This window comes from Levilactobacillus fujinensis (assembly GCF_003946335.1).
GTDB lineage: Bacteria > Bacillota > Bacilli > Lactobacillales > Lactobacillaceae > Levilactobacillus > Levilactobacillus fujinensis.
Map to the genome: position 1 here is coordinate 1 of NZ_RHNX01000046.1, position 15999 is coordinate 15999.

13 protein-coding genes and 1 other annotated feature are annotated in these 15999 nt (G+C 49.2%); of the genes, 5 read left to right on the plus strand and 8 right to left on the minus strand.

Going from position 1 to position 15999, the window contains the following annotated elements; all coding sequences use genetic code 11:
• Positions 1 to 561: 561 nt before the first annotated feature.
• The 6 genes from tyrS to EKM89_RS12445 all read right to left on the minus strand — a co-directional run bounded on the left by tyrS (position 562) and on the right by EKM89_RS12445 (position 7751).
• Positions 562 to 1821, minus strand: coding sequence for a tyrosine--tRNA ligase (gene tyrS / locus EKM89_RS12420; protein ID WP_125688974.1), 1260 nt, complete (start codon positions 1819 to 1821; stop codon positions 562 to 564).
• Between the two features lie 53 nt (positions 1822 to 1874).
• Positions 1875 to 2073, minus strand: a binding site (T-box leader).
• Positions 2074 to 2163: 90 nt separating this feature from the next.
• Complete coding sequence (locus EKM89_RS12425) at positions 2164 to 3534, minus strand: Nramp family divalent metal transporter (RefSeq protein WP_125688976.1); 1371 nt, start codon at positions 3532 to 3534, stop codon at positions 2164 to 2166.
• Between the two features lie 253 nt (positions 3535 to 3787).
• Positions 3788 to 4156, minus strand: a complete 369-nt coding sequence (locus EKM89_RS12430) for a MarR family winged helix-turn-helix transcriptional regulator (RefSeq protein ID WP_125688977.1) — start codon at positions 4154 to 4156, stop codon at positions 3788 to 3790.
• A gap of 163 nt (positions 4157 to 4319) precedes the next feature.
• A complete protein-coding gene (locus EKM89_RS12435; protein WP_125688979.1) occupies positions 4320 to 5681 on the minus strand; it encodes a DUF2252 domain-containing protein in 1362 nt (453 codons plus the stop codon).
• 262 nt (positions 5682 to 5943) lie between these two features.
• Positions 5944 to 7419 carry a helix-turn-helix domain-containing protein gene (locus EKM89_RS12440; protein WP_125688981.1) on the minus strand — a complete coding sequence of 492 codons (1476 nt, stop codon included), beginning with the start codon at positions 7417 to 7419 and terminating at the stop codon, positions 5944 to 5946.
• An 89-nt stretch (positions 7420 to 7508) separates the two neighbouring features.
• Positions 7509 to 7751 (minus strand): hypothetical protein, encoded by a 243-nt coding sequence (locus EKM89_RS12445; RefSeq protein WP_125688983.1) that lies wholly within the window; start codon positions 7749 to 7751, stop codon positions 7509 to 7511.
• Positions 7752 to 8153: 402 nt separating this feature from the next.
• Here EKM89_RS12445 and EKM89_RS12450 point away from each other — a divergent pair, with 402 nt between their 5' ends.
• Genes EKM89_RS12450 through EKM89_RS12460 form a run of 3 tightly spaced genes read left to right on the plus strand, consistent with a single transcriptional unit; the run spans position 8154 to position 10552 of the window.
• Entirely contained in the window at positions 8154 to 9374 is a 1221-nt protein-coding gene (locus EKM89_RS12450) for a glycosyltransferase family 2 protein (protein WP_125688985.1), read from the plus strand.
• Positions 9375 to 9668, plus strand: a complete 294-nt coding sequence (locus EKM89_RS12455) for a hypothetical protein (RefSeq protein ID WP_125688987.1) — start codon at positions 9375 to 9377, stop codon at positions 9666 to 9668.
• On the plus strand, positions 9665 to 10552 hold the full coding sequence (locus EKM89_RS12460) for a polysaccharide deacetylase family protein (RefSeq protein ID WP_125688989.1): 888 nt from the start codon (positions 9665 to 9667) through the stop codon (positions 10550 to 10552). The genes EKM89_RS12455 and EKM89_RS12460 overlap by 4 nt, the downstream gene beginning before the upstream one ends.
• A gap of 426 nt (positions 10553 to 10978) precedes the next feature.
• On the opposite strand, the gene EKM89_RS12465 is transcribed toward EKM89_RS12460, so the two are convergent.
• Complete coding sequence (locus EKM89_RS12465) at positions 10979 to 12397, minus strand: cytosine permease (protein ID WP_125688991.1); 1419 nt, start codon at positions 12395 to 12397, stop codon at positions 10979 to 10981.
• Positions 12398 to 12431: 34 nt separating this feature from the next.
• On the minus strand, positions 12432 to 12872 hold the full coding sequence (locus tag EKM89_RS12470; protein ID WP_125688993.1) for a nucleoside 2-deoxyribosyltransferase: 441 nt from the start codon (positions 12870 to 12872) through the stop codon (positions 12432 to 12434).
• Between the two features lie 580 nt (positions 12873 to 13452).
• On the opposite strand from EKM89_RS12470, the gene EKM89_RS12475 reads away from it, so the two are divergent.
• Both EKM89_RS12475 and EKM89_RS12480 read left to right on the plus strand, forming a co-directional pair.
• Positions 13453 to 13929, plus strand: a complete 477-nt coding sequence (locus tag EKM89_RS12475; protein ID WP_125688995.1) for a PH domain-containing protein — start codon at positions 13453 to 13455, stop codon at positions 13927 to 13929.
• Positions 13916 to 15391, plus strand: a complete 1476-nt coding sequence (locus EKM89_RS12480; protein WP_125688996.1) for a PH domain-containing protein — start codon at positions 13916 to 13918, stop codon at positions 15389 to 15391. Before EKM89_RS12475 ends, EKM89_RS12480 begins: the two co-directional genes overlap by 14 nt.
• Positions 15392 to 15999 lie beyond the last annotated feature (608 nt).

Here is a 15999-nt window from a genome sequence, read left to right on the forward strand (position 1 = left end):
GCTTGAATAGCTCATCGATTGTTGTTACATTTTTTAAAGCGAATTGACTTCGCAAATAAATATTTTGGGTTTGATACCAAGTATCAAACCGCCCTACACATATTTGGTTTGTCGAAACAATGTTCAGTTTTCAAAGGTCTACCAGTTGATTACTCTCGTAAACAACTTAATCATCATATCATTTAATCAATATGATGTCAATAAGAAGTTTGATTTAACAACGTTTCTCGTTGATGTGCTGTCGAAACGCGACAACTTAATTAATATAACATTTTGTTATCATGACTGTCAACAACTAATTTCAATCTTTCGAATTGGTCTAGCTGATGAATCGCCGTGACAACATAAATAACTATACCAAGCACTGGTGCTACCGTCAACTAAAAACATGAAAATAAACGAATCTTTTTTCAAAGACATATCTTATAGTTGAAAACGTCAAAATAGTTACCCGACGGCCGTGTGTTTCTTATTTTTTCAATTGCGACCGTTCGTCTTTATTTTGACTAGCAAAAAGCCCAAACGTCTCATAACGATCGTTTGGGCTTTCTAATTTAACCTTTAATCTGCAACACGAGCTAAGAAATAACGCTTCTTCCCGCGACGAATAATAACAAACTTGCCTTCAAAGGCACTTGCTGGGTCGATTTCAGCATCCGTATCCGTAACTTTCTCGCCGTTGACCCGGATGGCACCATTCGATAAATCTTCGCGCGCTTGACGCCGTGAAGATTCAATCTTAGTGTCATCAACTAACCATTCGACAATGTTCTTCTTGGCCGCACTGACCGTCACTGCCGGCATCTTCTTGAAGCCTTGTTCAATTTCACTGGCCGTCAACTCAGCAACATCCCCGGAGAACAATGCCTTCGTAATGTGTTGCGCTTCTACAACCGCGTCGTGCCCATGAACAAATTCTGTCACTTCTTCTGCTAAACGTGTCTGTGCTTCTCGCTTCTCTGGGTGAGTTGCGACAGCATCGGCTAACTTCTGAATTTCGCCTTGGCTTAAGAACGTAAAGTACTTCAAGAATTTCACAACATCGCGGTCATCCGTGTTGATCCAAAATTGGTAGAACTCGTATGGTGACGTCTTTTCAGGGTCCAACCAGATGTTACCACCCTCGGATTTCCCAAATTTCGTGCCATCGGCCTTCAATAAGAGGGGAATCGTCAATCCGTAAGCACGCGCATCGGCACCCTCTTGCTTATGGATCAAATCAATTCCAGCCGTGATGTTGCCCCATTGGTCGGCCCCACCAATTTGTACCTGCACGTCTTCTGCTTTGAATAAATGAAGAAAATCAATCGATTGCAGAATCTGATACGTGAATTCCGTGAATGAAATGCCGACTTCCAACCGCGAAGCGACAACTTCCTTATTCAACATATTATTGATGTTAAAGAGTTTCCCATAATCCCGCAGGAAGTCGAGTAAAGACAGCTTGGATAGCCAGTCGTAGTTATTTACGATTCGAAATGAACCATCTTGACCAAAAAGATGTTCCATTTGCGCCGTCAAGCAGTCTTGGTTATGTCGAACTTGGTCCATGGATTGTAAAACCCGTTCCGCCTTTTTACCGGATGGATCACCAATGGACCCCGTTGCCCCACCGATCACAATAACGGGCTTGTGCCCAGCTAATTGAAACCGTTTAAGAATCATAAATGGAATCAAATGACCAATGTGCATGGAATCTCCGGTTGGATCGATTCCTGCGTACAGACCAACCGCCTTTTCGTTAACTAACTTGCCCAGGCCCTCTTCATCAGTTTGCTGATTGACGGCGCCGCGCCACTTTAACTCATCAATAATTGACATTTCTTTTCCTCCTATACTCATTACCAAATAAAAAGTCCCCAATGGCTACTGCCATCAGGGACGAATTGAACTCCGCGTTACCACCCAAGTTGTTGTCATTTAGACAACCTCTCGTCATTTTTAACGGAATGACCCGCCGGAAAACCGGCTGCTCCTCAGCGTAATTCGTGGTTACGGACGTCCTGACTCTCAGCACCGTCAGGTCTCTTGACCGGAGCCGTTTCCACTACTCGACTGATTCATCGCTTATGAAACGATAATACGCAGATAGCGACTAAATGTCAATACGTGAGCCATCACCCACCGGACACGGACAGTGACCTTTAGTTGCATGGAAAACAACTAGAACAGCCCCGTCACGCTCCCCCAAATGATTTGAATGTTCAGTATCGTCAAGACGATCGTACACGTCCATGCAAGTACCGTGACCCATCGTTTATTGACCCATCGTTCCCCCATGACTTTCTTAGATGAAGTGAAAATGGTCAACGGAATCATGGAAAATGGCAACGCAATTGATAGAAAGACCTGCGAATTGATCAACAGGTTATCCAAAGCTGCTTCGTTCCCGCCATAAAGGACGGTACAAATAATTACTGGTACTACGGAAATCAGTCGTGTCACTAACCGTCGGACCCAAAGTGGCATCTTCAGATTGACAAAACCTTCCATAATGACCTGACCCGTCAGTGTTCCCGTAATCGTCGAGTTCTGTCCAGAGGCCAACAAAGCGACCGCGAACAGTGTCGATAAGACTGGTGACGCCACCGCACCTGCTAAATGGTTATCCTGCAGTGCTGCGTATAAGTTACCAAACGTTCCCAGTTGACTAGCATCCTTACCAAAGAACATCGCTGCCCCCAACAGGAGTAACAGACAATTGATGATAAATGCGCCAAATAACTGAATGTTAGAATCCCACGTCGTAAATTTAACGGCCCGCGCCATTTCCTTAGGATCGGTTCGGTCAAACTTTCGTGTCTGTGAAATGGACGAGTGTAGGTACAGGTTATGTGGCATCACGGTCGCCCCAACGATTCCTAACGCCATCGTTAGTTGGCCTGGATGCATAATTTCCGTTCGCGGAATGAAGTTAGCCACTGCAGCCCCCATGTTGGGTTGGGCAATAATCACTTCATAGGCAAAGACCACTAAAATCACCGTAATCAGACACAGCACAATAGCTTCAATTTTTCGGAAACCGAGCTTCGTTAATAATAATAGTAATAACACGTCGAAAACTGTCAGTGAGACACCCAAAATCAGGGGTACTCCAAACAGTAGTTGTAGGGCAATCGCGCCCCCAATAACTTCCGCAATATCTGTTGCCATAATTGCTAACTCGGTGACGACCCAGAGAACCGCCCCGATACGTTTCGTCGTATGGGCCCGCGTGGCTTGAGCCAAATCCATCTGCGTCACAATCCCCAGTTTAGCCGCCATATATTGGAGCAACATCGCGATTAAACTCGAAATCAAGATAACAGACATCAGCAGGTAACCATACTTGGCTCCCCCACCGATCGACGTCACCCAGTTTCCGGGATCCATGTACCCCACGGCTACTAGTGCACCTGGCCCCGAAAAGGCAATTAGATTCTTGAGAAATCCCTTTTCCTTCGGTACGTCAACGGTACCATTAACTTCTTCTAATGACGGGCCGTTGGCGTAGCCAGTCAGTTTGCTGGTTTTCGTTGAAACGTTGTCGGTCATATTTTCCACTCCTTTTTCCTCTTTGCTTCTCACCATTATACGGATAGGAATGGCCATGTAAAGGCTTATTTTCGACGACCCTAACTTAAATTTTATGTTATCCAGCAACCCATTATCAGCCACAACATTTATTTCCGGTGCTAACTCACGAAATCACCTCGATTTAAAAGTGGTAGCTGCCATTTGCAGAAAAATTCACTGACGCAAATAAAAAACGGTAAGCTACGAAATTTGACCGCGCTTACCGTCCCTTCTATTGTGCCGCTGACCCTAATTCAGCCAGCGTTGTATGTAAAATGTCTGGCAACTGTTGCTGAATCAATAGTAACTTTGCCTGCCCCAGTGCCGTTAACGCCAAATAGCGACGGCGCCGGTCATTAGGGGCAACGTGTTGCTTCAAATACCCCCGCTTACATAAATCTACGACCAAATTTGATGTCCGTGTTGCCGAGAACCCCAACCGGTTGGCAACCTGAGCAACTGACAGCCGCTCCACCGCGACATCGTTCATCAATTGACACTGTGGTAGATTCAGCGCGAGGCCCGCAACTGGCTGATTGTAGCATCGCGTCACCATTGTATAGATCTGGGTTAACTTCTGTAATTGCTTTTGCTCGACCATCCATCCTCACTCCAATCAACAAACGTTCCCTAAGTGGCTAAGTCAACATTGGTTAACAAAATGGGCTCCCGGTCTAGACGCCAAAATAGTGCCGACTACACATTCGTCCATAATGTATCCGCTTACATTATACCACGAGCCCCCACAGCTGCGGGGTGACACCTTAGGTCAAACGGTAGGCCACAAACGCATCATAATCCTTTTGAACCTGTTTTGCATATGCCCAGGCAAAATCTGCAATGGCCGTATCAAATTCTTTGTTACTCCCAACATAGCCACGAATCATGGCAGCCGTTGGACTTTGGCAATGGGCGATTGCCAGGGTCCACGCGCAAGTCTGCGCATACGTTTTAAATTGGTCCCAGTCCAGTTGCGTTAAGTCGATTGATTCCTTCATGTCCCGGAATTGCCGCACATAAAAACTCTGTTTACGGCCCGCGAAATATCCTAGAAATGGGTCAGACGAAGACTGCAAAATCTTCTGACAATCGACGATTCGTTGGCCTTCCGTCTTTTCCAAAGCCACCGTGATGTCTGATGCCAGCTGGCTCCCTTGCCGTCTAGTCGGAAGCGCTTCTTTCACCTGCAAGACCAGATGTGACCCATCGATACTGGTCAATAAAATCAGGTAGCAGCGTGACCCGAAGCTACCAACACCGACACTGTGCCGGACAATATCCGTGATGTGGTACTGCGACAAGAGTAGGTTCACGTCTGGCCGGACCGTTTGCCGATAAGCCGCAAAATAAGCATCAACGTTGCTGGTCACGTCATCATCCACGTGCGTCGTCCGCGGCGCGTTCTCGCGGAAGCACAGATTACCCCGAACATCGAGTGTCGTAAACTTCCGCACAACTTGTTCGGAATCCCGTTTATTGGCGCGATTAACGATTGCGGTCAACAAGTCTGAGCTATCCTCATCCAGCGCACTCGCGGCCACCAGTTTGCCGACTTCATTTAACGGGTAAAACCGAGAGAGTGTCGTCTGATCAAACATCTGCTTGATGCTTTTACGGTAACTCTCAGCGACTTTCGGCAGGAGCTGTCTGAGTTTCTTTTCCTTAAAGCCGTTAACCTGACCTGCCAGTAATACGCTGACCAATAACCGCTTTAGGTCCCATTCCCAAGGATTGATGCCCGCTTCATCGAAGTCATTCAAGTCAAATAACAGGCGTCGTTCAGCCGACGCGTAGAACCCGAAGTTTCCAATGTGTGCATCGCCACAGGTGAAGGTGCTGATCGTCGAGCTTGGTTGGTGACCCAAGTCTGCTTCCATTAATTCCGCCGTACCCCGGAAAAAGGAAAAAGCCGAAGCTCCCATTCGCTGCGTGCGCTCCGGCAAAAGTTCTGGAATCAATAATTTACGGATCTTGTCCATCATGTGATTGCTATTTCGTTTCACAGGTTGGTAAGTTCCCAAGACCTCATAGGGAACCTTATCCCGTGCATTCTTACCCAACTGTCGAAGCTCCGCAATGGTCTTATTGACCTGAACTCGGCCCGTACTAAATGCTGCTGGCGTCATGGGCGCCACCTCCCGCTACGTTTTGCCCTTATTCTACCGCAAACGCTTGCTGGCCTCCAGTTTGGTCTCTTTGGCACCGCTATTTCTGGTACGATTTATTAGGTATTACCGTGCCCGACTGTCAGGCGTGTACTTTATCGTGGGGAAACGTCCCAACCTAAAAACGGGTCACCAACTCGCACAGAGCATGTGTCTCTCAGCTCGTCTCACAATGTCAGCCCCGATATCGGCGACACGCCCCACCGCTATCCCGGCCAATCCCCTACTCGTCCGTTCGCTGCAACTTATTATTAAAGTCCAACGCAAACAGTGAGAGTTCGTGGTGCCGGAGCGTCTTGATCAACCGGTCGATGTTTTCTCCGTAGTCAAGTTCTTTGATCCAGTGAAAGACCTCCAACTGATTTTCCTTAGCAAACTGTAGGGCTAACGTGTCCGTCCCACAGAGAACCAAATAGTTCGATCGGTGTTGTGCGTCGATAACCGTCTGATCTGTCAGTAGGCTAAGGTGCACGATACCACTGAGGAGCCGGTTGAAGATATCCGTCGTGACTCCCATCATATCGTAGGTGACTAGAATTTCAACTCTGGCTGCGGTCAACGTCAACCCGTTCGTGTATTTGCTCAAATACTTCTGGACAAGACGCAAGTCCGCCGCACCAATTTTCCCCGGATACAGGCGACTCATGCTCTGAGCAATCGCTAATGCCGGAACCGTTGAGGCGGCTGTGGGCTGATAGAGCGACGTAATTTCTGGCCGCAGGAGTGGGTCAACCCGGAACAACAACATGAATTGACACAACGCAAATAGCCAATTGGCAAACCAATTCTTCCCGGTCGCGTAGTCCTGTAACTCCGCCACGCCGGGTGCCAGTGTGTATTCGCCCACGCGTTGTTTCAGTCCAACGTAGAGCCGTTGCATCCCCGTCGGTTGTAAGGCCCGCACAAAATATGGCGAGCTCGTCAGCAAATAATCCAACGTAGCCAACTCATTGAGCGCCTGTTGCGGCGTATCTCCCAATGCCGCCATCTGCCCGGCTAATGCCCGTAGATCCGTCAAATGGGCCAATGGAAACCGCAGTGGGGCGTACCGATAACCCTGTTCCAAACGTAAGAGCGCTAATCTGATCAGTAAATCCTTACGTTCCTGCAGGCTGACCGAATCCTGATACAATTTATCATTCGCATACGTCTTTAACATTGCCTGGTGCAGCCCGCACAAACGTTGCGGCAATGCGGGTAGCTCTTCCGGGGTCGTTAACGTCGTACTGAAGAGCATAAAGTAGAGTAATTGAATCAGCGTTTCGTTTCCCGTTACGCGTAATGGATTAGCTACCAATTGAAGATTGTACTGACCCAGCTGGGCTTTCATTGCCCGTAAGCGTCGATTAAACGTCGACAAACTGATTTCATGATCCGCACAAAATTCGCTGGTCTGTTGATAGCTCTGCTTCAGCGTCGCCACCATCACCTGATAGGGAATGCTGTTCACATACAGCCAGTGACGATACTGGTCAATGGTCACGGCCGTCACCAATTTGTCCTTTGTCAAATTAGTGGTCCCCAATTGCTGTAAGTCCGTACGCAAGCCCAATAAAACATGATAGGCCCGTGAATAACTGACGGCCGCTTCCGCTGCAAATTCGGCCAGATTAAACTGACCACCGTGATCGTTAATAAACGTCATCAGCCGTACCTTCAGAACATCCTTAGGTGTTAACATGGCAAAATCAATTTTCACGATCCCTCACTCCCCCTTTTAGATAGCGAAGCCCCCTGAGCCTTGGCTTCTCACCAATAACCCAGGGGGTCGCTGCTGTAACGGCACACTTAGTCGATACTAGTTATGGTCACACCCTGCGCATCGAATTCTGCCAATGTTTCCTTTAAGATAATTCGCGGATCGTCGTAGCGAATCCCTGGTAAAATCGTGCTAATGAAGTTACCAGTCAGCTTGCCCGCAGTCACTTCTGGCGAAATACGAACATCCTGGCCGTCCTCGGTTGAAAGGGTCACACTCTGCCCCTCAGTCAGCCGATCAATCAAGGGTAAAATTGGCATCTGTTGCATCATTTTGCTCACCCTCCTATAGTTATACTGTCACAAGAGCAACGTGAATACTTTAGCTTTCAATCTTTAGGACAACCCTCCCAAAGATTACCTGTAAAGCCTATCTTGATAATGACCTAGTACCAGTTAAGAGGTGTCCCTGGTTCCTTAATTCTTGCAAGCAGCCAGCACCGACTTCATTTCAAGCTAAACTAGCTTCACATTTCCCCTATATTCTACCACGGTACTTGTAAATACCCGCGTGAACCCGCTCGAAGATCGTCAGAATCTCGACAAAAAATAATCAAAGTTTAGGAATTTACCACGTTTTCTACAGTCAGTTTCTTCATAATGCCGGTTATGCTATGCTTAAACGAATGCTAGTTTATGCTATTAACGTTTTATTTTAGGGGAGAAAGATAAGTTATGTGGGTTAACAATCTAATTTCAGCCTTCGTGGTGGGGTATCCCATCTTCGTATCCATCATTTGGATCGTGGGCTGTTTATTCTCGGGATTGCTGCGAAAACGGCAACCCCGAACACTATTAAACACCGCAACCGAGCCATTTGTCTCAATTTTAGTTCCAGCTCACAATGAGACCGAAACGCTCGATTCAGTCGTCCAGTCTTTAGCTGAGTTAGACTATCAGCACTATGAAGTCGTTCTAATCGATGACTGTAGCGACGATGATACTAAGGCCATCATGACCCGTCTGAAAGCTGACTGGGCGGACCATCTCGCCATTACTGTGGTTGCACTGCCGGTGAATCAGGGGAAAGCCAGTGCACTCAACCAAGGTTTACGCGTTGCCAAGGGCGACTATATCATTGCTATTGACGCTGATAGTCTCCTCGCACCAAACGCCGTTACCCAACTAATGACCACGCTACTTGCCCGGCCAGATTACGGCGCCGTCACGGGTAAACCGGTCGTGCGTAATCGGTCGACACTACTGGGGCGACTGCAACTTCTGGAATACATTGGGGTGATCGACCTGATTAAAAAGGCACAAGCCTATTTGACGGGCAGCATTACCACCGTCTCCGGTGTCATCGTTGCTTTTCGCCGAGAAGCTTTGCTGGATGTTGACGGCTGGAATCCTGCTGTCATGACCGAAGACATTGACATCACCTGGCGACTATACCGCCATCATTGGCGTGTTGCCTATGAACCACGCGCGATCTGTTGGATTCTGGTTCCCGAACGTTTGGGTGGGTTACTCACCCAACGCCAACGCTGGTCACGCGGTGGTCTTGAAGTCCTAATCATTAATTGGCGTGGCCTCTACCGGAATCCTTTGGGCCAGCGCTTCTTACTCTTGGAAACCGTTGTCAGCAATCTTTGGGCCGTCGTGACCGCCTTTAGCCTGCTCGCTTACATGGTGAAATTGCTCTTTCTACATGGGCTTTCGCTTGATGGCAACCTACTCTTGATCCTATTGATTTTGAGTGGCATTCAGTTTACAGTGGGCTTTTTAGCTTCGCAACTAACTGCCAGATTGGCCGGACCGGAGCTCCTCTTAGTCCCCATCTACGTCCTATACTACTGGATGATCAATCTGATTAGTTGCTTATCTGCCATCGCTTCATACTTTATCAGTCCACAACGTAAGGGAACTTGGCACAGTCCAGATCGGGGAATATAAATGAAAAAGACACCATTTAATCCAGTCATTCGCCATAAAACAAGTCGCTTGAGCCGCTACATGCGGGGTCTCATTCTGATTATGCTTTGGCTTTTTGTTGGGCTCATTGTCGTGGCTAATATCAGTTTTTCACTGGGTCTCTATAGCGACGACTTAGTCAGCCTCTACCTGCTTCTCAATCTACAACCACACGCTGCACATCACATTCTGGCCTTGATCGGTTGGTTGCTGGTCATCGTCCCCCTCTACTGTGGGTGGCGCTGGCTACGACTCAGGAAGGAGGATGTTCAATGAACTCGCGTCGTCTACGTCAGTGGCTTTTAATTGGCCTCCTACTCACCTTGGTCTTTAGTCTCGGTTGGACCTATCACCATCAGGCAGATCAACAGGTCCATGCTCAGGAAAGCTACGCCCTGCCTGCCCGTTACCGGCAACTAAAGGATGGCATTATGGTTTTCTGCTACCACCGTGTCTTGGCCGATACGGTATCGACTAAACTTGCTCAGGGCCTGTCCACCAACTCACAGCTCCACGAGTTCAACGTTCCGGTCGACAAATTTGCCGAGCAGATGAAATTTCTCCACGATCACCACGTCAAGGTGATTTCCAGCCAGCAAATGACTCAGATGGTCCATTCTTCCCGTCCGATTCGGGGAAAGTACGTCGTGTTGTCCTTCGACGACATCGACCGCAGTGTTAGTGACAATGCCATTCCAATCATGCAAAAGTATGGTTTCCCCTTCACGGCCTTTGTGATTACCGGCAATACCGGTGAGTACCGAGAAGGCAGTCAAATGGCAACTTGGCGGGAAATTCAGCGGGCTAAAGCAATTGCCGGTGACCGAATGACATTAGGTCTACACACCCATAACCTGCACCATTTAAACGCAAAGTTCCAGCCGATCTTCACCCAACCCCATTACACGGGGAAGTTTGAACGCGACTTTAACCGCTCACGCAACGAGCTACGTGCACACACCGGAGTCACGGCCAATTCTTTTGCCTACCCTTACGGTAGTGGCACTCCCGCTATCAGCCACTTTCTCAACCAGCAAAATCTCAGCTGGGTCGCCACCTTGAATTCAGGAATTGTCACGGACGACACCGACCTTAACGAGACCCCCCGGCTTATCGTGAACCAAGAAAGCTGGCCGTCCATTCGAACATGGTTACAGTAGAACGACCTGGGAGACGCCTGAACTTGACGGCTTTCAGGCGAGTCGGAAGCCCGCCTTTTGGCTGAAGACGTTCCCCACAGCCAGCGGAATCCCTGGCAGCCGGAGTGTGGGTAGTACCACTAGTTTGGTGGTAACAATTCCCACTGTCGCAAAAGTAATGTGAACATTTTAGAATTTTCAATCTTCAGTTCTATCGACCAATCTAAAAATCAGGCACTGGGCAAAGGTCCCAGTACCTGATTTTTTAATTTCTACTATTGAATTGAAAGTTATTTTCGGTGGCTTGTCAGAAAACTATCTTTGTAGTTTCAGCGTTTTCGCCGCCTCAAAGCGTACTTCCAGCCGTTAGTGGTCGACAAGACGATGACCAGACTACGTTTCGTGCTTATAGCGTTGGCCCAATTAGGGTTTTACCACTTTCAGCCCTTACTTCACTGCCTGTGCAGACTTAGGTTGCACCAACCGCATGCCGATCCAGTAGATAATAGCTGTAATCGCCATGGCGATGAAGGTCGCACCAATCGTGGTCGCAATCGCCGGCACCTGTTTGAGGGCCCAGTAGGCAACCACACCCAACGCCCAGCTGGCAACGGCAACCCAATTGATTCCGTGCGTGTACCAGTAAGCGCCGTGAATTTTAGTAAATTCGCTCAGGCGGTACTGTTTCCCCTTTAAGAAGAAGTAGTCCACCAAGAAGATGGCGATTTCGGGTCCCAAGAACATTCCGATACCGTCCAAAAAAGTTTCGAAAACGTCCAGAAAGCTTGCCAGATAGACTGGAATGAAGGTGACCAACGTGGCGGCAATCGTCACGATCCAGAGACTGACTCGCAACGATAACCGGTGTGTCATGTTAGTTAGCGCTGATCCAGCCGACATCAGGTTGACCGCATTCGCCGTGGTACTGGTCAAGACGATGACGAGCAGCGCAATCACACCCAGGCCTAACTTAGCAGCGACCGTACTAGGGTCGGAATTATTCGGGTCAAAATGGTTCAGCGAAACGGCCGTTCCAATCGTGGCGAATAAGCCGATGAACGCGAACCAGAATAAGCCGAAGTTTGCGCCCAGAAATGACGAGGTCGTCGCTGCCGACTTCTTCGCCGTAAACCGGCTGAAGTCTGACGCCGCCGTGACCCAGGCCAGGTTGAAGGCAGCCAACGTGTCGGCCGCGACCCCCGAGGACATCCGCATGTTGTGCGGCGGCTGCCAGGTCACGATGTCATGGAAGGAGACCGTCTTGAAGACCACGATGGATTCCCACATCACAAAGATAACGACCAAAACAATGCCCACCCGTTCGATCATCTGAACGGATTTTTCTCCCACCGAAATACTCAATAAATGCAGGACACTCATAATCAAAACACCGATGATCAGGCCAAACGTACCACCTGGTTTGCCGTAAAGTGGCCAGCCAAACAATTCCCCAAAAATATAGCTGATCGACGTGGCGGCGATGAACGTATTAACGGCCGCCCATCCGATGAACTGGATCACGTTAATGACCGACGGAATGAAGCTTCCCCGCAAGCCAAATGAGGCCCGTGTTAATGCCATGGCTGGTAGTCCCGTTTGGTAGCCCATGTAGCTCGCTACCGCTAATAAAACATAAGAGACTAGCCCAACAATCACCAACGTGGTCGAGGCGGTCAGAAACCCGCAGGCCGCAATCACCCCACCAATGTACCACGTGCCGTTGTTCGCGTTCGCACCGACCCAAGTCGCAAAGAGATCCCACCTGGACATTCGTCGATGCTTACGCGGAATCGATTCAACGCGACCAAATTCTCGCGGTGTCGGTTGTGGCGTCTCAGACTTGCTAACCTTCACTTCTTGTGCCATCGATTCTCACCTTTCCCTTTAGTTAACCTACGACTTACAGAATTTCCCCAACAAATTCGCCAACAGTTAGCGTGTTGAAATCGTACGTCTTGAAATCGTCAACGCTCTTGGTGTACCAGTGCATGCTCTCGGTAATCATCAAGTTGACGGCTTCATCCTTCTCCTGCAGGGCCAGGATCGGTTTGTTGCTCATCGTGGCAACGCCCAGTTCGTACGCTGTCCCAGAATCTAGGTTCTTCGCTTCGAAATCGATCACCGTGACAATGACATCAGCGGCTGCGATTTGGTCCATGTCACGATGGAAAATTTCCGTCGCCCATGGCTTGGTAAATTGCGCGTTGGCCGCGTCTTGGTGCAGCCGTGGTGAATAGAAATCTTTCACCGTTGGGTTGGCCTCTAAGGCTGCCTCCAGGCGTTCCACCCGGTCGACCTGTTCAGGACTAAAGAACGGACTTGCAACGTAAATCTGTGCCATGTATAAACTCCTCCATGAGTATCGATTTCAACCATCCGGCCATGAAAAAAGCGGCCGATCCCGCAAGGAGTCAGGCCGCTAGCTCACATTTAAAGACAGCGAATTCTACCGGACCCTTCCTAGCCTCACGGGACTAAGTTAAAAGGACTATTTGGTTGTTGTTAGGTATTATACGGGGTGCGTCAAAATCCGTCAATCACTCTTCAACGATTTGAAAGGTAAGTTAACCGTTTGACGTCCCGCCTCACTTGCCTTAAAATTTTTTTGAAAATAATTGGAGATAAGTATAGTTATAAATTAACCGTGCCGTCAGTCAGGTGCTTCGTCCGATGGGGACCGGTCAAACCTGAAGAACGGTCTTGGGCCTTGGTTTCAAGCCCCCAATCCGTGATTCTTAAAACGCATCGCGTGGTGTAAAGCCGCTTTCCAGGCTTCAGGCGGGTCCCACCGGGTGAAGTCCCCGCCAACCGCCGCCGAAGTGCCACAACACATCGTTACCAAAACCCGTTTACCCCTGTCGGTTGTCAATACGTCGGGCGCTTGCTACACTTAGACTACTAAGGAAAGGAGTTTTCACACTATGCAACCAACCACGCATCATCTGCCACCCCGCATCAAGCAAATCTGGGGCTACAGCGCCCTGGGGAGTTTTTTGGCGCTGCTTGTCATCAGTGGCTTGCTTTGGCTCACTTATCGCTACTGGGACTGGGCTGCCTGGATTCCCATTGCTAGTCTCATCTTGACCATCGTCGAACCCCTCGTCGAGATTGCCTTCATTCCCTATCGTTATCAATTCACGCGCTATCAAATTTCTGATTTAGCCGTTGAAATGCAATCCGGCTTCATTTTTCAAAAGCGGGTCGCCATTCCAATTGCTCGGGTTCAAAATGTCACGCTCAATGCTGGTCCTTTGTTGCAATGGCAGAAGTTGACCAAGGTCACCGTGGCGACCGCTGCCACCAGCCACAGCATTGAAGGTCTTGAGCTCCCCGAGGCCGAGCAATTCCGTGAACAGATTATGCGGTTAGCTCGGGAGGCGCGTCATGACAACGCCTAAACGAACGCACCCCCTGGGCCTCTTCCAGCACATCGCAAAAAGTCTCAAGGACTACTGGTTTTTATTTATTCTGCTCTTATCCCAATGGCACCACATCAACTCTATCTGGTTTTGGGGCACACTAGTTTTAATACTCATGGCCTTTCTCATCTGGCCAACTCTAAAGTGGCTCACACTGTCCTACGCCGTGACCCCTGATGCCGTCATTATTCACTCTGGCATCTTCGTCCGGCATCACGAACACATCCCCTACTCGCGAATTCAAACGGTACAGCGTAAACAGTGGTTTTACCTGCGGCCGTTCAAGCTAGAGGAGGTATTGATTGAAACGGCCAGTCACGACGATAGCGCCCCAGAAGCCCGTTTAGCCGCGGTGCCAACCGACGTGGCCGATACCATTGAACACTATCGGCACATGGCACCCACTACTGTGACGACAGACGTGGCAAGTGCTGCCTCACCTTCGACGACCGATGCCGGTGTCCCGACTGCCACCCCTGTTTTGGCCCACTACCAAATCAACTCAGCGGACTTGGTCAAATTTGGCCTAACATCACTCATTTTTATTCCGTTTCTGTTGGTTCTGCTCGGGCTCTACAATAAGATTCCGAAGTCATTCACCAAGATTCCGAAGTCATTCACCAACTCACTGATCAACGACGCAAGTCACATGGCACTGACGCTCTTAATTGGTGGCGTAATCCTGATCATCGTCATTGCTTGGCTAGGGGCCTTTCTCTGGACATTAACGCGCTACTATCACTTTGAGCTCGACCGTGAACCGGATCAGCTCAAGGCAGCCAAGGGGCTCTTTCAACGCAACACCATTACGGCCCCAATTGCGCGGATTCAAGCCGTTCGGATCAAGCAAAATCTCTTACGCCAATGGCTCCATTTGCAAACAGTTCAAGTCTTGATTGCCTCTAAAGCTGCTAGTGACGACGATGACAACGACTTGGTCATTATGCCGGTGATTGCCAATCAGGCCGTCTACACAACCATGACGCCATTCGTTGACTGGTTACCGCAACGCGCACCGGATTTGACCGCACTACGCGTCCCCCACAACTGGTACTTGATGCGCAACGCCATTTTATTCGTGGCCCTACCAGCCATTGGTATTGCATGGCTCTGGCCCCACTTGAGTTGGATCAGTATTCTCTTGGTTATTATCGCCGTTCTACAAGGCCGCTTTGCCGGTCGCAACACGGCAGGGGCACTGATTTCGCCCAACCTATTGGCTCTGCAGACCGGCCACTTCTGGACACGTGAAGTCTACTACGTCCCAGCCGATAAAATTCAATCCATGCGCTTTCAGCAATCTGTGTGGATGAAAAAAACACAGCTCGCGCATCTGACCGTCAACGTGCGCCACGGCAATCACAATCAAGCCATCGCGTTACGCTATGTTCCCGTTGTCGCCGCACAAACGCTGTACGACTGGTACTTACACCGAGCCTAGGAGGCGCCTCCCTCATTTCAGGTCAGGCGAGTCGGCAACCCGTACTTTGATTGGCGGCTTTCAGGCGTCTCTCAGGTTGGCCCCACGATGTGAGCCGGAAAAAAAGTCCCGACTAACATCGTCGACACGGCTAGCTGCATCCCTGGCCGCCTCCGGCTTTGATTGTACGCGTCAATTCCAATCACTGAATCAAGTGACCGCTAAAGTTTAAGCATAATTCAGTAGCGTTCCCGGCGGCATGATCCAGGTTGCCTCAGACCAACTACGTCAGCCGAGAGGGCGGCAGATATGAGCTCAGGCGCGTCGTTCTACTTAGTCGGCAGGTGGTTTCCCTGCTGGCTTAGTAGAAAACCAAGCTTGTAGACGCGGCCTTTTCGAGGCTTCAAGTTGTGTTCGCACCGATCCAGCCCATATCTGCCGGCCGGTAAGGCGATGGTTAGACAACGTTGCCTAATTTTAGACCCAGTATCGTTGTGACAACGGTCATAATGTGTGTTTTAGGGCTTTCAACCTTCAATTGCGAACAAAAAAGGTTCTACAATATCTGTTGTTGGTAATAGATTTTTATCTATTAATGATGACAGATTTTTTGTTTATCATTAGAATAA